Source organism: Sphingobium sp. TB-6 (assembly GCF_012927365.1).
In the GTDB taxonomy this organism is placed as follows: domain Bacteria; phylum Pseudomonadota; class Alphaproteobacteria; order Sphingomonadales; family Sphingomonadaceae; genus Sphingobium.
The window spans coordinates 58076-78083 of sequence record NZ_JABBGL010000021.1 but is presented as its reverse complement, the minus strand read 5'-3'; the positions used below and the strand labels follow the sequence as shown (position 1 = coordinate 78083).

Annotated in this window: 17 protein-coding genes; 8 read left to right on the top strand and 9 right to left on the bottom strand. The window is 63.7% G+C overall.

The window, feature by feature from the left end:
* Positions 1 to 131 precede the first annotated feature (131 nt).
* Together HHL26_RS20555 and HHL26_RS20550 are read right to left on the bottom strand one after the other, a co-directional pair.
* Positions 132 to 1730, bottom strand: coding sequence for a cisplatin damage response ATP-dependent DNA ligase (locus HHL26_RS20555; RefSeq protein ID WP_066557859.1), 1599 nt, complete (start codon positions 1728 to 1730; stop codon positions 132 to 134).
* Positions 1730 to 2722 (bottom strand): ligase-associated DNA damage response exonuclease, encoded by a 993-nt coding sequence (locus HHL26_RS20550; protein ID WP_066557857.1) that lies wholly within the window; start codon positions 2720 to 2722, stop codon positions 1730 to 1732. Before HHL26_RS20550 ends, HHL26_RS20555 begins: the two co-directional genes overlap by 1 nt.
* A gap of 133 nt (positions 2723 to 2855) precedes the next feature.
* Here HHL26_RS20550 and HHL26_RS20545 point away from each other — a divergent pair, with 133 nt between their 5' ends.
* On the top strand, positions 2856 to 4073 hold the full coding sequence (locus tag HHL26_RS20545) for a DUF3419 family protein (protein ID WP_066561758.1): 1218 nt from the start codon (positions 2856 to 2858) through the stop codon (positions 4071 to 4073).
* Entirely contained in the window at positions 4073 to 4720 is a 648-nt protein-coding gene (locus HHL26_RS20540; RefSeq protein ID WP_066557854.1) for a class I SAM-dependent methyltransferase, read from the top strand. The genes HHL26_RS20545 and HHL26_RS20540 overlap by 1 nt, the downstream gene beginning before the upstream one ends.
* Before the next feature lie 63 nt (positions 4721 to 4783).
* Here HHL26_RS20540 and hemA read toward each other — a convergent pair whose 3' ends face one another.
* Both hemA and murI read right to left on the bottom strand, forming a co-directional pair.
* Positions 4784 to 6004: a 5-aminolevulinate synthase gene (hemA, locus tag HHL26_RS20535; RefSeq protein WP_066557851.1), complete on the bottom strand. Its 1221-nt coding sequence runs from the start codon at positions 6002 to 6004 to the stop codon at positions 4784 to 4786.
* A 151-nt stretch (positions 6005 to 6155) separates the two neighbouring features.
* On the bottom strand, positions 6156 to 6959 hold the full coding sequence (murI, locus tag HHL26_RS20530; protein WP_066557848.1) for a glutamate racemase: 804 nt from the start codon (positions 6957 to 6959) through the stop codon (positions 6156 to 6158).
* A gap of 221 nt (positions 6960 to 7180) precedes the next feature.
* Here murI and plsY point away from each other — a divergent pair, with 221 nt between their 5' ends.
* The 3 genes from plsY to topA all read left to right on the top strand — a co-directional run bounded on the left by plsY (position 7181) and on the right by topA (position 11545).
* On the top strand, positions 7181 to 7798 hold the full coding sequence (gene plsY, locus HHL26_RS20525) for a glycerol-3-phosphate 1-O-acyltransferase PlsY (RefSeq protein WP_066561757.1): 618 nt from the start codon (positions 7181 to 7183) through the stop codon (positions 7796 to 7798).
* Positions 7795 to 8877: a DNA-processing protein DprA gene (gene dprA / locus HHL26_RS20520; protein ID WP_066557845.1), complete on the top strand. Its 1083-nt coding sequence runs from the start codon at positions 7795 to 7797 to the stop codon at positions 8875 to 8877. The genes plsY and dprA overlap by 4 nt, the downstream gene beginning before the upstream one ends.
* 115 nt (positions 8878 to 8992) lie before the next feature.
* Positions 8993 to 11545, top strand: coding sequence for a type I DNA topoisomerase (gene topA, locus HHL26_RS20515; protein ID WP_066557838.1), 2553 nt, complete (start codon positions 8993 to 8995; stop codon positions 11543 to 11545).
* 134 nt (positions 11546 to 11679) lie between these two features.
* Here topA and era read toward each other — a convergent pair whose 3' ends face one another.
* From era to lepB, 3 genes are all read right to left on the bottom strand, one after another.
* On the bottom strand, positions 11680 to 12588 hold the full coding sequence (gene era, locus HHL26_RS20510; RefSeq protein WP_066557836.1) for a GTPase Era: 909 nt from the start codon (positions 12586 to 12588) through the stop codon (positions 11680 to 11682).
* Between the two features lie 94 nt (positions 12589 to 12682).
* Entirely contained in the window at positions 12683 to 13354 is a 672-nt protein-coding gene (rnc, locus tag HHL26_RS20505) for a ribonuclease III (protein ID WP_176392448.1), read from the bottom strand.
* Positions 13351 to 14172 (bottom strand): signal peptidase I, encoded by an 822-nt coding sequence (gene lepB, locus HHL26_RS20500; RefSeq protein WP_066557827.1) that lies wholly within the window; start codon positions 14170 to 14172, stop codon positions 13351 to 13353. The genes rnc and lepB overlap by 4 nt, the downstream gene beginning before the upstream one ends.
* A 236-nt stretch (positions 14173 to 14408) precedes the next feature.
* Between lepB and pgi the strand changes: the two genes are divergently transcribed.
* Both pgi and gor read left to right on the top strand, forming a co-directional pair.
* Entirely contained in the window at positions 14409 to 15914 is a 1506-nt protein-coding gene (pgi, locus tag HHL26_RS20495) for a glucose-6-phosphate isomerase (protein WP_066557824.1), read from the top strand.
* Between the two features lie 67 nt (positions 15915 to 15981).
* Positions 15982 to 17328: a glutathione-disulfide reductase gene (gor, locus tag HHL26_RS20490; protein WP_066557822.1), complete on the top strand. Its 1347-nt coding sequence runs from the start codon at positions 15982 to 15984 to the stop codon at positions 17326 to 17328.
* Positions 17329 to 17380: 52 nt separating this feature from the next.
* Here the strand turns inward: gor and HHL26_RS20485 are convergent, their stop codons facing one another.
* Together HHL26_RS20485 and HHL26_RS20480 are read right to left on the bottom strand one after the other, a co-directional pair.
* Positions 17381 to 18094 (bottom strand): 2OG-Fe dioxygenase family protein, encoded by a 714-nt coding sequence (locus tag HHL26_RS20485; protein ID WP_066557820.1) that lies wholly within the window; start codon positions 18092 to 18094, stop codon positions 17381 to 17383.
* 100 nt (positions 18095 to 18194) lie between these two features.
* Positions 18195 to 18980, bottom strand: coding sequence for an SDR family oxidoreductase (locus tag HHL26_RS20480; RefSeq protein WP_066557818.1), 786 nt, complete (start codon positions 18978 to 18980; stop codon positions 18195 to 18197).
* A gap of 105 nt (positions 18981 to 19085) precedes the next feature.
* On the opposite strand from HHL26_RS20480, the gene HHL26_RS20475 reads away from it, so the two are divergent.
* The gene (locus HHL26_RS20475; RefSeq protein WP_066557817.1) at positions 19086 to 19982 is read left to right on the top strand and encodes a LysR family transcriptional regulator; all 897 of its coding nucleotides are present in this window, start codon (positions 19086 to 19088) and stop codon (positions 19980 to 19982) included.
* Positions 19983 to 20008: the final 26 nt, after the last annotated feature.

Sequence of the window (20008 nt, the reverse complement as noted above, 5' to 3'; positions counted from 1 at the left end):
CGCGTCAGTGCCGGCAAGCAGCTGATCGAGAATGTCGTTCGGTATCGAGGGTTCTTTGCGTCGTGACATACCGGGTCTCCTTGTTCCCCATTATGCCTCGTCGCACACGAAATTCCTGACAGTCCCGTTTGCTAACTCACCAACCGCTTTAATCCCTCGACCGTATCCGCCTCATGTGCAGGCTTGTCTTTGCGAATATGCGCGATCCGGGGAAAGCGCATCGCCAGCCCCGATTTGTGCCGTTTGCTCTCGTGGATGCTGTCAAACGCGACCTCCAGCACAAGCGACTTTTCCACCTCGCGCACCGGACCGAAGCGGTTGATCGTATTCCCCCGCACGAAGCGGTCCAGCCATTTCAGTTCCTCGTCGGTGAAGCCGCTATAGGCTTTTCCAACCGGCAGCAGTTCGCCTTCCTCCGTCCAGCAACCAAAGGTGTAGTCCGAATAGAAGGATGAGCGTTTGCCGTGGCCGCGCTGGGCGTACATCATCACGCAGTCGGCGGTCAGCGGATCGCGTTTCCATTTATACCAGAGCGCCGCCTTGCGCCCCGCGACATAGGGGCTGTCGCGGCGCTTGAGCATCACGCCTTCGATGGCGGCATCGCGGGCGCCTGCGCGCAGGTCGGCCAGCGTTTCAAAGTCGGATGCTTCGATGAGAGCGGAAATGTCGAAGCGCTGTGGATCAAGCTGGGGCACCGTGGTTTCAAGGCGCGCGCGGCGTTGTTCCCAGGGGAGCGCGCGCAGGTCTTCGTCGGCGTCGAGCAATATGTCGTAGAGGCGGACGAAGGCGGGATAGTCGTCCATCATCTTCGCCGTCACCGCCTTGCGGCCAAGGCGCTGCTGGAGGGCGTTGAAGCTCGCCGCAGCGCCGCCGTGGGTTTGGCCGCCTTGAAACTCGCCCTTGACGAGCAGTTCGCCGTCGAGGACCGCATGATGGCGGAAGGCCTGCGCTATGTCGGGGAAGCTGCCGGTGATGTCGTCTCCGGCGCGGCTGTAGAGGCGGGTCTCGCTGGGCGTGCCGACGATCTGGATGCGGATGCCGTCCCATTTCCACTCGGCGGCATAGTGGTTGAGGTCGACGCTTTCCGCTTCCAAAGGGTGGGCGAGCATGAAGGGGCGGAAGAAGGGCGTGCCTGCCGGGTCGGGGCGCTCGGCCTTGCCTTCTGCCCAGGCGAAGAGAGGAGTGTAGGGCGGGGTGAGGGCGTGCCAGCATTCCTCCACATCGTCGACATCGAGGCCGAAGGCTTGGGCGAAGCCGGTCTTGGCGAGGCGGGCGGAGATGCCGACGCGCAGGCCGCCGGTGGCGAGCTTGAGCAGCGCGAAGCGGCCCGACGCATCGAGATGATCCATCATCCGGGCCAGGGTATCGGGGGCGGCGGCTCGGCTGGTGGCATGGAGGCGGTCGACCATGGCCGACAGGGTGAGGGAGCCGTCATCTATTTCCGGCGACTGATCCGCGGGTTTCGGCCAGAGGAGGGATACGGTTTCGGCCAGGTCTCCGACATAGTCACGGCTCATTTCGAACAGGACCGGATCGACACGGGCGCGGGTCATTTCGGCTATGGTGGAGGCCTTGACGGCTTTCAGGTCGAGATTGCCGGTCAAGGCGGCGAGAGCCCAGCCACGGTCGGGATCAGGCGCCTGCGCCATATAGCTGGCGATAAGATCCAGCTTGCCGTTGCGGGAACGTGTGTAGACCAGGCCGTCCAGCAGTTGGGAGAAGGCGCGCATTACCCCTCATCCTCATCTTCGCGGCCTACCAGTGCCAGGGCTCGCGCCCGCATCTGGTGGGTCATGCACCAGTGGAGCAATGCTTCCTCCCGGCCATGGGTGATCCAGGTTTCCGATGGGGCGACTTCGCGAATGGTGTCGGTCAGCTCGTCCCAGTCGGCATGGTCGGAGATGACCAGCGGCAGTTCGACATTGCGCTGACGGGCGCGCTGGCGGATGCGCATCCAGCCTGACGCCATGGCGGTGATCGGATCGGGCAGGCGGCGGCTCCAGCGGTCGTTGAGCGCTGAGGGTGGCGAGACGACGATGCGGCCGCGCATCTCCTTGGCGGGAAGGCCGGTGGCGGAGCGGAGATCGCCCAGATCGACGCCGAACTGTTCGTAGAGCGCGCACATCCTCTCCAGCGCGCCATGGATGTGGATGGGATCGTGATGCCCTCTCGCCCGCAATTCGCAGATGAGGCGTTGGGCCTTGCCAAGAGCGTAGGCGCCGACGAGGACGCAGCGATCGGGATTGGCATGGAGGGCGGCGAGGAGGCGGTCGACTTCGCTGCCTGTGTCGGGATGGCGGAAGACCGGCAGGCCGAAGGTCGCTTCGGTGACGAAGATGTCGCAGGGGACGGGTTCGAAGGCTTTGCAGGTCGGATCGGGGCGGCGCTTGTAATCGCCGGTGACGACGACGCGTTCGCCGGCGTGGCTGAGGACGATCTGGGCGGAGCCAAGGACATGGCCGGCGGGGATGTAGCTGATCGTGACGCCGTTCATGCGGATTTCCTCGCCATAGGGAACCGCCGTGCCGCAAGCCGTGCCATAGCGCAGGGCCATGATGGCGAGGGTTTCTTCCGTGGCCCAGACATGGCCGTGGCCGCCCCTGGCATGGTCGGCATGGCCGTGGGTGACGAGGGCGCGCTCCTGCGGGACCGACGGATCGATCCAGGCATTGGCGGGGCGGACATAGATGCCGGTGGGGTGGGGTTCGATCCAGTGAGGCATTGCTAGCAAAGAAGGTGGATGGCGCGGGTTGGTTCCGCAAGGTGCTTCACATTGCCGTAACCTCATTGTCACGCGGGCGACATGCCGCCGCCCTATGCGCCCGGACGACCCCGGCAGCGAGGAGGCACGGTTTATGGCATCTAGGGCTCATCGGAATGTTACCCGCGCGGTGCATCGGCATCGGCATCTTTCCAGGCAGGGATTGCTGGAGCGCGCCTTTACCTTCGCGTTTCGGGGGCTGGTTTACGCGCAGATCTGGGAAGACCCGGAGGTCGATATGGAGGCGTTGGCGATCACGCCGGACAGCCATGTCGTCACCATCGCTTCAGGCGGGTGCAATGTGCTGAGCTATCTGACCGCCGATCCGGCGAAGATCACGGCGGTGGACCTCAATACCGCGCATATCGCGCTTAATCGGCTGAAGCTGGCGGCGGCGCGGGCCTTGCCGGATCATGAAGCGTTTCATCGCTTCTTCGCCAAGGCGGACTGCAAGGAGAATGTGGCGGCCTACCGGACCTTCGTGGCGCCGCATCTGGACGATGCGACGCGGCGCTATTGGGAAGGCCGCGATTTTATCGGGCGGCGGCGCATCGGGGGGTTTGCGCGGGGGATCTACAAGCATGGGTTGCTGGGGCGCTTTATCGGGGCGGCGCATCTGCTGGCGCGGTTGCATGGCGTCAATCCGCGCCGGATGCTGGACGCCCGGAGCCGGGAAGAGCAGCGCGCCATTTTCGAGGCTGAACTGGCGCCCGTGTTCGACAGTGCCTTCATGCGCTGGCTGACGAGCCAGCCTGCTTCGCTCTTCGGCCTGGGCATTCCGCCGGCGCAATATGAGGCGCTGGCCGGGGATGACCGGATGGACAGCGTGCTGAAGGCGCGGCTGGAGAAGTTGGCCTGCGATTTCGACCTCAAGGACAATTATTTCGCCGTGCAGGCCTTTGGGCGTGGCTATGACGGGGGCGAGGGGCCGTTGCCGCCCTATTTGCAGGCGGCGAACCATCAGGCAGTGGTCGAGCGCGCCGGGCGGGTGGATGTCCGGCATGTGAATTTCACTGATTTTCTGGCGTCGCAGGAGGCCGGATCGGCGGATCGCTACATATTGCTCGATGCGCAGGACTGGATGGACGATGCGCAGTTGAACGCGCTTTGGGCGCAGATCACGCGGACGGCGCGGCCGGGGGCAAGAGTGCTGTTCCGGACGGCAGGCGAGCCGAGCATCCTGCCCGGACGGGTGGACGATGCGGTGCTCTCGCGCTGGGATTATCGGGCGGAAGAGTCGCTCGATTACACGGCGCGGGACCGGTCGGCCATTTATGGCGGCGTTCATCTTTATGTGCTGAAGGACGCGTGATGAGCGGCGGGCATGGCGGGCTGATGGACAGCGTCTATCGGCATCAGCGGCATATTTACGACTTGTCGCGGAAATTCTACCTGCTGGGACGGGATGGGCTGATTGCCGATCTCGCCCCGCCGCGGGGCGGGGCGGTGTTGGAAATCGGCTGCGGGACCGGGCGGAATTTGATCGCCGTGGGCAAGGCCTGGCCGGAGGCGCGGCTTTACGGCGTCGACATCAGCGAGGCGATGCTGGAGACGGCGCGCAAGGCCGTGGCGAAGGCGGGCATGGCCGATCGGGTCGTGCTGGCGCAGGGGGACGCCTGTGCGTTCGATGCGGCGGCGCTGTTCGGGCGGACGGATTTCGAGCGGGTGTTCATCAGCTACGCGCTGTCGATGATCCCGGATTGGCAAGGCGCTCTACGGCAGGCGGTGGGCTGTGTGGCGCATGGCGGCAAGCTGGAGGTCGTGGATTTCGGTCAGCAGGACGATCTGCCCGCCTTTTGGAAGCAGGCGCTGTTCGGCTGGCTGGCGCGTTTTCATGTGTCGCCGCGAGCGGAACTCAAGCAGGCCATCGGGAAATTAGCGGCGGATATGGGCGGCTTTCCGCATAGCCGGAGCTTGTATCGCGGCTATGCGGTCAGGGGTGGGTTGATCCGAATCTAGAGATTGGTCCGATGATAGGGCGGCGTACTCCTGAGAAGGCAGGAGCACGATATTCTGGAAGTTTCAGGCTGCCTTCCTGAGTTCCAGTTCCAGCCGGTCCCAGATTTCCACCAGCGCCTTGACCAGATCGCCCATCATCTCTTCGGTGTGGGCCGGTCCCGGCGTGAAGCGCAGACGCTCCGTACCGCGCGGGACGGTGGGGTAATTGATCGGCTGCACATAGGCGCCATATTCCGCGAGCAGGATATCGCTGATCCGCTTGGCCTTGACCGGATCGCCCACCATCAGCGGAACGATGTGCGTCACCGACGGCATGACCGGCAGGCCAGCTTCGGCCATCAGGCGCTTGAGCGTCGCGGCGGATGCCTGCTGCCCTTCGCGTTCCTCGCTCGATTGCTTAAGGTGGCGAACGCTCGCCAGCACGCCTGCGACCAGCACCGGCGACAGCGAGGTCGTGAAGATGAAGCCCGGCGCATAGCTGCGGATCACATCGACGATCATCTGGTCGGCCGCGATATAACCACCCATGACGCCGAACGCCTTGCCCAGCGTGCCCTCGATAATGGTCACGCGATCGGCGACTTCATCCCGTTCGGAAATGCCGCCGCCACGGGCGCCGTACATGCCGACCGCATGGACTTCGTCCAGATAGGTGAGCGCGTTATATTCGTCCGCCAGATCGCAGATTTCCGCGATGGGGGCGATGTCGCCATCCATCGAATAGACGCTTTCGAAGGCGATCAGCTTGGGCACTTCGGGATCTTCGGCGGCGAGCAGTTCGCGCAGATGCTCCACGTCATTGTGGCGGAAGACGCGCTTTTCGCAGCCCGAATTGCGGATGCCCGCGATCATCGAAGCATGGTTCAGCTCGTCCGAGAAGATGATGCAGCCGGGCAGGATCTTGGCGAGGGTCGAAAGGGTCGCTTCGTTGGAGACATAGCCCGAGGTGAAGAGCAGCGCGGCTTCCTTGCCGTGCAGGTCCGCGAGTTCCGCCTCCAGATCGACATGATAATGGGTGTTGCCGCCGATATTGCGGGTGCCGCCGGAACCTGCGCCGACATCATGCAGCGCCTCTTCCATGGCGGCGACGACCTTGGGATGCTGACCCATGGCGAGATAGTCGTTCGAACACCAGACGGTGATCGGCTTCGGGCCATTATGGCCATGGAAGCAGCGGGCGTTGGGGAAAGCGCCCTTGTTGCGCAGGATGTCGATGAACACCCGATAGCGACCTTCGCTATGGAGCCGGTCGATCGCCTGCGTGAAGATGTGCTTGTAGTTCACTTAAGCCCTGTCCCTGTTCCCGCATCCCCTCTTTAAGGGGGCATTTACCTGCTGTGGTGGCCTATTACCAGTGATAACCGCTCGCAGCCTTAGGGAGAATTACCTATCACGCTGATAGAATGGCTTGCGATTGGACCAAAGGTCCACCCCTTCAAAGACAATCGATCTGCTGCAAACCATAGCCCCGAAGAGCAGGGCGAAGCGGTTCGATGCTCTCGTCCAGTCGCGTGAAGACGGCCGTTCCGGGGGGCGGAGCGGCGGGCCATTCCTGTCCCTGGGTGAGATAAGCGATGCGGCGCGCAATCCCTTCGCCGCCGTGCACGAATCGAAGAGGGCGGGGGGAGGCGGCAGCCAGCTCATCCTCCACCAGCGGGAAATGCGTGCAGGCAAGGACCACTATGTCCATCCGGTCGCCGCCGGGCTGGTCGAACAGGCCGGCAAGGGCGTCCCTGGCGATGGCGGGGTCCAGCGGTTCGCCGCGCAGCTTCGTTTCGGCCAGTTGCACGAGAGCCGCCGAGCCATGACGCAGGACGGTGCAATCCGAACCGAATTCGGCGGCAAGGCGGTCCACATAAGGCTGACGGACGGTTGCATCCGTGCCGAGGACGCCGAACACCCGGCTTTGCGAGAGCAGGGCGGCGGGCTTGATCGCAGGGACGGTGCCGACGACCGGTATGTCCAGCGCCGCCCGGACAGCGGAAAGGGCGATGGTGGATGCGGTATTGCAGGCGATGACCGCAAGGCGCGGGCGATAGCGTTCCACCAGGCGGCCAAGCAGCGCAGGCACGCGCGCGGCGATCTCCGCTTCGCTCTTGGTGCCATAGGGGAAGCCCGCGCTGTCTGCCGCATAGACGACCGGCGCATGGGGCAGCACGGCCCGCGTGGGAGCGAGAATGGAAAGTCCGCCGACGCCGGAATCGAAGAACAGCAGGGGAGCATGGGGTGCGACTGTCATTGTGACCGACATGTTGCGGCGTCCGGCGCCGGTGTCAACGGGTCGCCGGACCCGGCCATGCGTTCGGATCGGTCATGCCCTCTTCCAGCAAGCGCATTGCTGTCCGCGCCTGAACATGATCCGGCGTAAATCAGGGACATGCCTGTTCCGATGGGGCGCTTTGGGCATTGCCCGGTGCGCCGGGAACGCTATGGTCGCGCCGCAACTATTACGGCGAGATCATGACTCCTCCCTGGCTAATTCCCGCGTTCGTCCTGCTGATCGGTTATCTGCTGGGTTCCATCCCCTTTGGGCTGTTGCTGACGCGCTTCACCGGGGCGGGCGATCTGCGCAAGATCGGGTCGGGCAATATCGGCGCGACCAATGTCCTGCGGACCGGGCGCAAGGGGCTGGCGGCGGCGACCCTGCTGCTCGATCTGCTGAAGGGCGCGGCCGCCGTGCTGATCGGCGCGGCGCTGATCGAGGGGGGCGGGCCGATGGCGGGCGCCATGGCCTTTATCGGGCATTGCTATCCGGTCTGGCTGCGCTTTGCGGGCGGCAAGGGCGTGGCGACCATGATGGGCGTGGTGACGGCGCTTTACTGGCCTGCCGGGATTATCTTCGCGATCGTCTGGCTGGGCGCGCTGTTCGGGACCAAAAGGTCGTCCGTGGGCGGCATGTCGGCGGCGGTGAGCGCGCCGGTCGCCATGTGGTGCTTCGGACGGTTCGATTTGCTGCCGGTTGCATTGGCGCTGGCATTGATCGTGCTGTGGCGGCACCGGGAGAATATCGCGCGGCTTGCAAAGGGAACCGAGCCCAAGGTCGGCGCATCGAAGAAGAACGCAGTAGTCGAAGAATGAGCGAGCAGGAGCGGTTCAACCGCCTGCGCCTGATCCGCTCGCCGCGCATCGGGCCTGTGACATTCCGCCAGTTGATGGCGCGCTTCGGATCGGCGGGGGAGGCTTTGCAGGCTCTGCCCGATCTGGCGGCGCGTGGCGGCGGCAAGGCAAGCATCATCGACGCAAAGACCGTCGAGCAGGAGATCGCGCGCAGCCGGGCCGTGGGCGGGCGTTATCTGATCATGGGGGATGCCGACTATCCCTTCCTGCTGGACCAGATGGAGGGCGCTCCGCCTGCGCTGATCGTGCGGGGCGATGTCTCGCTGGCGGCGCGGGAATGCGTGGCGATGGTGGGAGCGCGCAATGCCTCAGCGGCGGCCTGCCGCTTTGCGCGGATGCTGGCGCAGGATCTGGGGCAGCGCGGGGCAGTCGTGGTGTCGGGACTGGCGCGAGGGATCGATACGGCCGCGCATCAGGGTTCGTTGGAGAGCGGCACCATAGCTGTCATCGCCTGCGGCATCGACATCGCTTTTCCTCCCGAAAACGCCGAATTGCAGGAGCAACTGGCGAGCGAAGGACTGGTCGTGACCGAACATCCTCCCGGTACGCAGCCCCTCGCCCGGCAATTTCCGGCGCGGAACAGGATCATCGCCGGGCTGGCCAAGGGGACCGTCGTCGTCGAAGCCGCGCCCAAGTCCGGTTCCCTGATCACGGCGCGTCTGGCTGGCGAGGCGGGGCGGGAGGTGATGGCGGTGCCCGGATCGCCGCTCGATCCGCGTGCGCAGGGCTGCAACCAGTTGATCCGCGAGGGCGCGGTGCTGGTCCAGAACGCCGCCGACGTGATCGAGGCGATCGGCGCGATCGATTCCCGCATGGTGCGTCAGGCCGGAGCGGATTTTGCGGGCGAACCGCCATCCTGCGATGTGGCCGAGCGGGAGCGGGCGGCGGTCATTGCCCTGCTGGGGCCTGCCCCTGTGCCGGTGGATGAGCTGATCCGACTGTCGGGCCTTGGCCCCGCACTGGTGCAGACCGTGCTGCTGGAACTGGAACTCGCGGCCCGGCTGGAGCGGCATGCGGGCGGAAAGGTCAGCATTTCATGATCCTGCGCACTGGCGCCGGGGGTGAACTCCGCCTACATCGCTGGCGCTTGACGCGGGGCGCCAACAGCTTTCAGACTCGCGCGTGTACGTGAGAGATTTTTTAATCGAGGCATGAATGCAGCTTGTCATCGTTGAATCGCCCGCCAAGGCGAAGACCATCGAGAAATATCTGGGTGGCGATTTCCATGTGCTTGCGAGCTATGGTCATATCCGCGACTTGCCCGCCAAGGACGGGTCGGTCGATCCCGATGCGGGCTTTGCCATGCAGTGGGAAAATTATGGCGACAAGGGCAAGCAGCTCAAGGCCATTACCGACGAAGCCCGGAAGGCGACGCGCCTGATCCTGGCGACTGACCCTGATCGCGAGGGTGAGGCGATCAGTTGGCATGTGCAGGAGGTGCTGCGCGCCAAGAAGGCGCTGCCCGCCAAGGTGGACCGCGTGACCTTCAACGCGATCACCAAGCAGGCGGTGACCGAGGCGATGGCGCAGCCGCGTGCCTTGGATGAGGATTTGATCGACGCCTATCGGGCGCGGCGGGCGCTCGACTATCTGGTGGGCTTCACCCTGTCGCCAGTGTTGTGGCGAAAACTGCCCGGCGCGAAATCGGCGGGGCGCGTGCAGTCGGTGGCGCTGCGCCTGGTCGTGGAGCGCGAGCGCGAGATCGAGAGCTTCGTCGCTCAAGAATATTGGTCGGTCGCGGCCGAGATGGAGCAGGGCGGGCAGGCTTTTGTCGCGAGGCTGGTGCGCTGGCGCGGCGAGAAGATCGAGCGGCTGACGATCGGCAAGGAAGGCGACGCCATGGCCGCCAAGGCGGACGTGGAGGCCGGGCGTTTCACCGTCGAGAAGGTCGAGACCAAGCCGGTTTCGCGCAATCCTCCGCCGCCTTTCACGACTTCGACGCTCCAGCAGGAGGCGGCGCGCAAGCTCGGCTTCTCGGCCAGCCATACGATGCGGATCGCGCAGCAGCTCTATGAGGATGGCGCGATCACTTACATGCGTACCGATGGCGTGCAGATGGACGGCAGCGCCATTTCCGCCGCGCGCAAGGCGATCGCGGAGCGCTATGACGGCGGCTATCTGCCCGAAAAGCCGCGCCAATATCAGACCAAGGCGAAGAATGCGCAGGAAGCGCACGAGGCCATTCGCCCGACCGAATTTTATCGGGACAAGGTGGGGTCGGGCGATCATGCGCGGCTTTACGACCTGATCTTCAAGCGGGCGCTGGCGAGCCAGATGGCTTCGGCACGGCTGGAGCGGACGACGATCGATCTGGTGGATGGCACCGGACAGCATGGCCTGCGCGCGACGGGACAAGTCGTGATCTTCCCCGGCTTCCTGGCGCTTTACGAAGAAGGCCGGGACGACACGGAAGACGATGACAGCAAGCTGCTGCCGCGCATGGCGACGGGCGACGCGCCGGCCAAGAAGAAGGTGATGGCCGAGCAGCATTTCACGCAGCCGCCGCCGCGCTATTCGGAAGCGAGCCTTGTGAAAAAGCTGGAGGAATTGGGGATCGGGCGTCCGTCCACCTATGCCTCGACGCTTCAGGTGCTCAAGGACCGCGACTATGTGCGGATCGAGAAGAACCGCTTCTTCGCGGAGGAGAGCGGGCGGCTGGTGACGGCCTTCCTCGAACGTTTCTTCGAGCGTTACGTGTCCTATGACTTCACGGCGGGCCTTGAAGATGAGCTGGACGAGATTTCCGGCGGCCGTGCCCAGTGGCAGGCGGTGCTGGAAGCCTTTTGGCGCGACTTCAAGCCAAAGACCGCCGAGGTGATGGAGCAGAAGCCTTCCGACATCACTGCCGAACTGGACAAGTTCCTGGAGCCGATGCTGTTCCCGCCTAAGGCGGACGGCAGCAATCCGCGTGCCTGCCCTATGTGTGGCGAAGGGCAGTTGTCGCTGCGTGGCGGGCGTTTTGGCGCGTTCATCGCCTGTTCCAACTATCCCGAGTGCAAATTTACGCGCAAGTTCGGGCAGCCGGGCGGCAAGGAAGGCGGCGAGGATAGCGGGCCGGAGGTGCTGGGCCAGCATCCCGAAACCGGGCAGGACATCGTCAGGAAGTCCGGGCGCTTCGGTCCCTATATCGAGATGGGCGAGGGCAAGGAGGCCAAGCGCGGCTCCATCCCCAAGGATTTGCCCGATGGTGAAATGACGCTCGACTGGGCGGTGAAGCTGCTCAGCCTGCCGCGTGAAATTGGGCTGCATCCGGAGACGGGCAAGCCGATCGTCGCCAATATCGGGCGCTTCGGGCCTTATCTGCTGCATGACGGCAAATATGGGCGGCTCTCCTCCACCGCCGAGATTTTCGAGGTGGGCATGAACAGTGCCGTGGCCAAGCTGGCCGATGCGGCGAACAAGGGCGGGCGTGGCTCATCCTCGCGGGAGCCGCTCAAGGTGCTGGGCAAGCATCCGCGCACGGAGGCAGAGATCAAGCTGATGGCGGGGCGCTATGGGCCTTATGTGACCGACGGCACGACCAATGCGACGCTGCCCAAGACCGTCGAGCAGGATGCCTTGACGCTGGAGGAGGCGGCGCAATTGATCGATGCGCGGGCTGCTGCGGCGCCTGCGAAGAAGGGGAAGAAGGCGCCTGCGAAAAAGGCTGCGGCGAAGAAGCCTGCTGCCAAGAAGGCTCCGGCCAAGAAGAAGGTGGCGGCGGAATAATCAACTTCGTCATTCCCGCGAAGGCGGGAATCCATTTCTCAACCTTGCGCCAAGCTCAACGTAAAGGAGATGGATCCCCGCTTTCGCGGGGATGACGATGGTTTGATTAATTGGGGTTTGATTGATTGGGCGCCCTACTCCACCCAGTCCAGCCCGATATCCCGGTAGATGAACCGGTCGTCCTCCCAGTCTTCCTTCACCTTGACGTGGAGGTAGAGGTGGACCTTGACGCCCAGCAGGTTCGCCAATTCGGCGCGGGCCTTTGAGCCGATTTCCTTGAGACGCTGGCCGCCCTTGCCGAGCACGATGGCGCGCTGGCTGGACCGGCCGACCAGGATCTGTTGGTGGATTTCGACTGAACCATCCTCGCGTTCGCTATATTTTTCCGTGTCGACGGCGGCGGCATAGGGAAGTTCGGCGTGAAGCTGGTGATAGAGCTGCTCACGCGTGATCTCCGCCGCCAGCATGCGGTCGGTGGCGTCGGACACCTGATCCTCCGGGAAGTGCCAAGGGCCTTCCGGCATGGTTTTGGCGAAGGCGCTTTTCAGCTCGGGCAGGCCATCGCCGGTCGCGGCGGAAACGAAGAAAGTCTCGGCTATGTCGAGCTGTTCGTAGAGCCGCTGGGTATGGACCAGCAGCTTTTCCTTGATGGCGATATCGACCTTGTTGAGGATCAGCCACTTCTTCTCCGGCCGGGCGGCCAGAGCGTTGATGATGGGTTCCATCTTCGCGCCCAGGCCCGCCTTCCCATCGACGACCAGCGCGATCAGGTCAGCGCCCTGAGCTCCACCCCATGCCGCCTGCACCATGGCGCGGTCGAGGCGGCGCTTGGGCGCGAAAATGCCGGGGGTGTCGACCAGCACCATCTGCGTGTCGCCCTCGATCGCCACGCCCATGACGCGGGTACGGGTCGTCTGTGCCTTGGGGCTTGTGATCGCCACCTTCTGGCCGACAAGGGCGTTCACCAACGTGGATTTGCCCGCATTCGGGGCGCCGACAATGGCGATGACGCCGCAGTGCTGATTATCGAGATCGGTTGTCAAACTAACTCCATTTGGATCGTCCAATGTGCGCCTGCGAAGGCACTGGAACGAGACCAGTGCCTTCGCAGGCGCACGTCATAGCATAAAAATGCGGTTATTCTGCCAGCTTATCCAACAGCGCCTTGGCAGCGGCGGTTTCGGCCTCCTGCTTCGAGCCGCCCGTCGCGCTCGCTTCGCCCGCGCCCTTGATCGAGACCGTTACGGTGAACTTCAGCGCATGGTGCGGGCCGGATCGGTCGGTCAGCGCATATTCGGGGGGCTTGCGCTTGTTGGCGGCGGCCCATTCCTGAAGTGTGGACTTGGGATGTTTGGGCGCGGTCGCCTGCGTGTCGACACGATCGCCCCAGAGACGGCGGACAAGGGTGCGGGCTTCTTCAAGACCCCCTTCGAGGTAGAGAGCGCCGATCAGCGCTTCCATGACGTCGCCCAGCACATTGTCGCTGTCGGTCGCGCCATCGTCCCGGGCTTGCTTGCCAAGGACGAGATGGGTTGGAACTCCGGCAGACCGGGCTACCTCGGCACAGGTTTCGCCCGAAACGAGGGCGTTGAAGCGGCGGGAGAGCTTGCCTTCCGGTTCGCTTGAAAAGCGGTCATAGACCCATTCAGCGATCAATAGACCGAGAATGCGGTCTCCGAGAAATTCCAGCCGCTCGTAATTGGTCGCATTGGCGCTGCCATGGGTCAGCGCCTGGTTAAAGGCGACGGGGTCTTTCGGCGCGCGGCCGATCAGCGCCTTGAGCCAGCCATCCGTGTCGGCTTTGGTCAAAATCCTTCCCCAATTCGGCTCCAGCGCGCCGCGGTGAACCAGGTCCAGGGGAGCAGCCAGTTGGCGCTGCCATCGGTGGAGAAGACGGAAATCATCGCCTTGCCGACCAGATTTTCCTCCGGGACAAGGCCGATGCCGCCGCCGTCGACCGCCGGGAAGCGGCTGTCGGCGCTGCGGTCGCGATTGTCGCCCATCATGAAGAGATGGCCTTCGGGCACCACCACCGTGTCGCGGTCGTCAGCCGCGCCGTCCGGCACCAGATCGAGGACATTGTAGCTTTTGCCGCCCGGAAGCGTCTCGCGATATTGCGGGTAACGGCACTGACGGCCGCTGGACACGACCTCCTCGAACTTCGGGCGATAGCAGGGGGAGGGGCTGCCTTCCTTGGCGGCCGCGTCTTCCATATTGGGCGTGACGGGAATGACGAGGTCCGCCACCTTCTGCTTTGGAATGGCCTGACCATTCAGGTAGACGGTGCCGCTGCGCACGGAGATCATGTCGCCCGGCAAGCCGATGACGCGCTTGATATAGTCGTTCTTCTGGTTCGGCGGCGCCTTGAACACCACCACGTCGCCGCGCTGGGGCGTCGAGGCAAGGATGCGGCCGGGGATCAGCGGAATGCCGAAGGGCAGCGAGTAGCGCGAATAGCCATAGGGCCATTTCGCCACCAGCAGATAGTCCCCGATCAACAGGCGCGGCTGCATCGATTCCGACGGGATGTTGAAGGGCGAAACGATGAAGCTTCGCAGGATGAAGACGAACACCGCCAGCTTTGCGAGAAACCAGAGGAAATCCCGCGTTTCGGATTTTGCGCTCATGCTTGGTCGTCTTTTCCTTCAATTCGCCCTGAAAACAGGCCGTCGCGGCTTTTGCGGGTTCGTAAAGCCGCCGTCAAGCGCGCTAGAGACCAAGCGATCATCACTTGATGGACCTTCACGACCTGATTTTTCTGCCTGAACGGTGCAATAGCGGAACGACTTGGCTAGGATGGGCAAGAATCGACAGGTGCAGCGTCGGTATCGATCAACGGCAAATGAATGAAGGATATTCCCCAATGTCCAGCCCTGCACTGGCAGCGCTTGCGGCTCTTCCCCAGGCCGATCTCAAGTCCATCTTCACCACCGATCCCGACCGGCTGAGCAAGTTCACTCTGACCCAAGGGCCGATCCGCTTCGATTGGTCGAAGACGCATCTGACGGATGCGCTGCTCGACGGCTTTCTGAAGCTGGCCGAGGAAAAGGGCTTTGCCGCGCAGCGTGACGCGCTGTTCGCGGGGGAGGCGGTCAACAACACCGAGGGCCGCGCCGCCGAGCATCCCGCCGAGCGCGGCGAGGGCAATGCCGACAGCGTGGCGCGGGCCAAGATGTTCCATGCCCGGATGCGGGCGCTGATCGACGCCATCGAAGGCGATGCGCTGGGACCGATCCGGCATATTCTGCATATCGGCATTGGCGGGTCGGCTCTGGGGCCGGACCTGATCATCGATGCGCTGGGCGGCGATGGTGCGCGCTATGACGTCGCCATCGTGTCGAATGTCGACGGCACCGCGCTGGAGCGGGCGATTTCGCGTTTCGATCCGGAGGCGACGCTGATCGCCGTGGCCTCCAAGACGTTCACGACCACCGAAACCATGCTGAACGCCGCGAGCGCGATCAACTGGATGGTCGAGGCCGGGGTGGATGATCCCTATGGCCGAGTGATCGCGCTGACCGCCTCGCCGGAAAAGGCGATCGAGTGGGGCGTCGATGAAACGCGGGTGTTGCCCTTTGCGGAAAGCGTGGGGGGGCGTTATTCGCTCTGGTCTTCGATCGGGTTTCCGGCGGCTCTGGCGCTGGGTTGGGACGCTTTCGAGAGCCTGCTGGAAGGCGCGGCGGCGATGGACCGGCATTTCCGTCTGGCGGAGCCGAAGGCCAATGCGCCGCTCATCGCGGCCTTTGTCGACCAATATTATACGCGGGTTCTGGGTTGCCAGACGCGGGCCTTGTTCGCCTATGACGAGCGGTTGCGGCTGCTGCCCTCCTATCTCCAGCAGCTCGAAATGGAGAGCAACGGCAAGAGCGTGACGCGCGATGGTCAACCTGTCGATGGGCCGACGGCGGCGATCACCTGGGGCGGCGTGGGTACCGATGCGCAGCATGCGGTGTTCCAGTTGCTGCATCAGGGCACGATCCTGGCGCCGGTCGAGTTCATCGCCTCCATCGATCCGGGCCATGCGCTTGATCCGGCGCATCACCGGGCATTGCTGGTCAACTGCTTCGCGCAGGGCGCGGCCTTGCTGCGGGGCAAGGACAATGCGGCCGATCCGGCGCGGGCCTATCCGGGCAACCGGCCTTCGACCACGATCCTGCTGGACGATGTCACGCCGGAGGCTCTGGGCGCGCTGATCGCCTTCTATGAACATCGGACCTTCGCCAATGCGGTGCTGATGGGGATCAATCCCTTCGATCAGTTCGGCGTCGAGCTGGGTAAGGAAATCGCCAGGTCCATCGAGGCGGAAGGGCCGAAGGGCTTTGATCCCTCGACCATGGCCTTGATCGATCTCGCGCTTGGCGGCGTATAAGCGCAAATCTCATTTGTAACTCCGCTGGCTAGCCTCCATATGCGAGCGCGATCCAGCGGAGAGATATATGAGCGACTACGACTTCGACCTTTTCGTCATCGGCGCGGGATCGGGCGGCGTTCGGGCTTCCCGCGTGGCTGCGGCCCATGGGGCGAAGGTCGCGGTGGCGGAGGAATATCGCGTCGGCGGCACCTGCGTCATTCGCGGTTGCGTGCCCAAGAAGCTCCTCATCTACGGCGCGCATTTTGCCGAGGATCTGAAGGATGCGCGGCGTTTCGGCTGGAATGTGCCGGATTGCGATTTTGAATGGACCACGTTGCGCGACAATGTGCTCGCTGATGTGGACCGGCTGGAGGGCCTCTACAAGAACACGCTCGACAGCCATAAGGTCGAGCTGATCCCGGAGCGGGCGACGATCACCGGGCCGCATGGCGTCAAGCTTGCCAGCGGGCGGGAGATCAGCGCGAAATATATCCTTGTCTCGACCGGCGCATGGCCGATCGTCCCGGAGATCGAGGGCGCCGAGCATGGCGTCACTTCCAACGAAGTCTTCCATCTGGAGGAATGCCCCAAGCGGATTGTGATCGTGGGTGGCGGCTATATCGCCAATGAATTTGCGGGCATATTCCACCAGTTCGGCAGCCATGTGACGATCGTGAACCGATCGAACACGCTGCTGCGCGGTTATGACGAGCAGATTCGCGACCGGCTGCTCCAGATTTCGACGATGAAGGGGATCAATTTCCGCTTCAACGCCGAGATGGAGAAGATCGAGAAGAATGAGGACGGCACGCTCTGCGTCCGTTTCAAGAGCGGCGATCCGGTGGCCTGTGACCTGCTGGTCTTCGCGACCGGGCGCCAGCCGCATGTCGATGGGCTGGGGCTGGAAAATGCCGGGGTCGAGCTCAACGAGAAGGGCGCGATCAAGGTCGATGACTATAGCCGGACGAGCTGCGAGAGCATCTATGCGGTGGGCGATGTCACGGACAGGCTGCAACTGACGCCGGTGGCGATCCGTGAGGGCCATGCCTTTGCGGACACGGTGTTCGGGGATAATCCGCGGACCGTGGATTATAACTGCGTGCCTTCCGCCGTGTTCAGCCATCCGCCCCTGGCGGGCGTCGGCATGACCGAGGCGCAGGCGAAGAACAAGCTTGGGACGGTGAAGGTCTATACCTCCGATTTCCGGCCGATGAAGAATGTGCTGGCCGGGCGGGACGAGCGGGCGCTGTACAAGATGGTGGTGGATGCGACGACCAATCGTGTGGTCGGGCTGCACATGATCGGGCCGGATGCGCCGGAGATATTGCAGGCGGCTGCCATTGCGGTGAAGGCTGGGCTGACCAAGCAGGAATTCGACGACACGGTCGCCCTGCATCCGAGCATGGCCGAGGAACTGGTGCTGTTGAAATAAGCTTCCGGGCGAAATCGGGATAGCGTTTTCGATTTCGCTCCAGGCGAACGGATCAGCGGTCGGCTACAAAGGTGAGGACGAGCGCGTCGCGCCAGGCGGGTTGCGCCGGGTCGACCGCATGAATTTCGGTGACGCCGTGCATGATGCGATGGTCGTCGATCAGCACCGCATCACCGGGGCGGGCGAGGGTGAATTCGCCCAATTCCTTGCCCTCCGGCGTGCCGATGCGGGTGACGCCTTCGCGGACGTTGCGGCGTTCGACCAGCATCACGAAGACCCATTCCACGCCGTCGCGATGCATGCCTTCAGGTGTGGGGCGGCCCAGTTCGCCGGTGCCCGCTTCGATGCGGAACTGGTGGAGTTCGACATGCTGCCGTCCTGCCAGGGGGAAGCTGCGAGCGCAGAAGGCGAAGATCGACTGCATCACGGCATTGTCTATCGTGCTTTGCCCGACGGGATCGAACCAACGCTGCACATCGCCATTCAAGGGATTATAGTCGCGGCTCTGAAAATGCGGCTGATGGGGCTTGCGCGTGAAGCCGCCATGCTCGCAAGCGAAAGTCGCGTGACGGCGGCGGCGGTAGCGGCCCCCATCCGCCATATAGAGGTCGGGGCCGAGATCGTCCCAGCTTTGGCCGAATGCGGCCCAATCGGCGGACTGGATCGCGAGACGATCGAACAGGTCGGAGCCGGACAGGCGGGCATAACCGGCGCCCTCCAGTTCGTGCCCGAGTGCTATGTCCGTCAGAATGTCCGTGTCGCTCATCCATCTTTCCTTATCCGGAGAGAGGGACGAGCGACAGGGCCAGTTCCCGCAAGCAGGATTGCCAGGAAGGTCAGGCGCCCGAACTTCAGGCGCCCGAACTTCAAGCAATGGTCGGAACGATCCCACCCTCCGCCCGGATCGCGGCGCCGTTGGTGACGGCGGCGAGCGGGCTGGCGAGATAGGCGACCATCGATCCGATTTCATCCGCTTCGATCAGGCGGCGGATGAGGGACAGCGGGCGCAGCTTCTGGAAGAATTCGGCCTCGCGCTCGGCTTCCGGCGCATCCTTGTTGTCGACCACCGACTGGATGAAGTCGACGATCCCCTCCGAACGGGTCGGCCCCGGCATGACCGAATTGACCGTGACGCCGGTACCGCGCGTCTGTTCGGCAAGGCCGCGGGAAATGGCGAGCTGGGCGGTCTTTGTCATGCCGTAATGGATCATCTCGCCGGGGGGCAGCAGCGCGCTTTCGCTGGCGATGAAGATGATGCGGCCCCAATTCTTCTCGATCATGCGGGGGAAATAGTGGCGAGCGAGGCGGGCGCCGCTGACGACATTGACCTCAAAGAAATGATGCCAGTCCTCGTCGGAGATTTCTGTGAAGGGCTTGGCTTCGTAAATACCCAGATTGTTGACCAGGATGTCGATGTCCGGCGCGGCTTCGATGAGGGCGGCAGCGCCCTCCGCCGTGGCGGGGTCGGCCAGGATGGGACGGACCTTACCGGCCTGGCCAATTTGCGCAGCCGCCTCGTCCAGCTTGGTTTGGTTGCGGCCAGTGATGACGACTTCCACGCCTTCTTCAGCAAGGCGCTTGGCGATGGCGAAGCCGATGCCGGCGGTCGATCCGGTGACGAGGGCGGTCTTTCCGGCGAGTTTCAGGTCCATGGGGTACTCCTGCGTTCGTGGTGAACGCAGAAATAAGCGAAGCATGCATTGATGATTAGAATGACGGTCATCATAATAGAAGTGATTTAAAATCATGGATGGGTCATGGATAATCGCTTCGGGGATATCGAGACATTTCTGGCCGTGGCGCGGGAGGGCAGCTTCGCTTCCGCCGCAAAGATATTGCGGCTCACTCCATCCGCCGTCAGCCGGAGCATCGGACGGCTGGAGCAGCGGCTTGGCGTTACCTTGCTGCGGCGGACGACGCGTTCGCTGGCGCTGACGATGGAGGGCGCCGCCTATCGCGATCGGATGACGGCGCTGATGGCGGAAATGGCCGATGTCGAAAGCGGGCTGGGTCAGGAGGAGCAGGGGCCGCGAGGGCTTTTGCGGGTCAATGCGTCAGTGTCCTTCGGCAATCACTGCCTGCTGCCGATCCTGCCGCAATTTCTGGCGCGTCATCCGGCGGTGGCCGTCGATCTGGCGCTGTCCGATGCGGTGGTCGATATGGTGGAGGAGCGGGCCGACATCGCCATTCGGATCGGGCCTTTGCGCGATACGCGATTGCGGGCGAAGAAGCTGGGGCATAGCCGCATGGTGCTGGTCGCCAGCCCTGCCTATCTGGCGGCGCGGGGAACGCCGCGGACGCCGGAGGATCTGGACGGGCATGATTGCCTGCAGTTCAGCTTTCGCCGGGCGGTGGATAGCTGGCCGTTCCGGATCGGCGCGCGGACGGTGCAGCGGCCGGTTCAGGGCCGGTTCTTCGGCAATTCCGGTGAGGTCGTGCGGCTGATGGCGATCGCGGGAGGCGGGATTGCGCGGCATGGGCGCTTTCATATCGCGGGTGATTTGCTGCATGGGCGATTGGTCGAGGTGCTGGGGGATTATAGCGCGGGGGATGGCGAGGATATCCACGCGCTTTATTCCGCGCAGGACCGGCTGGGAGCGCGAGTGCGGGCTTTTCTCGACTTTCTGGACGAGGCGTTGGAGTTTACGGCCTGAAATGGAGTGGTTGGAAATGGCCAATT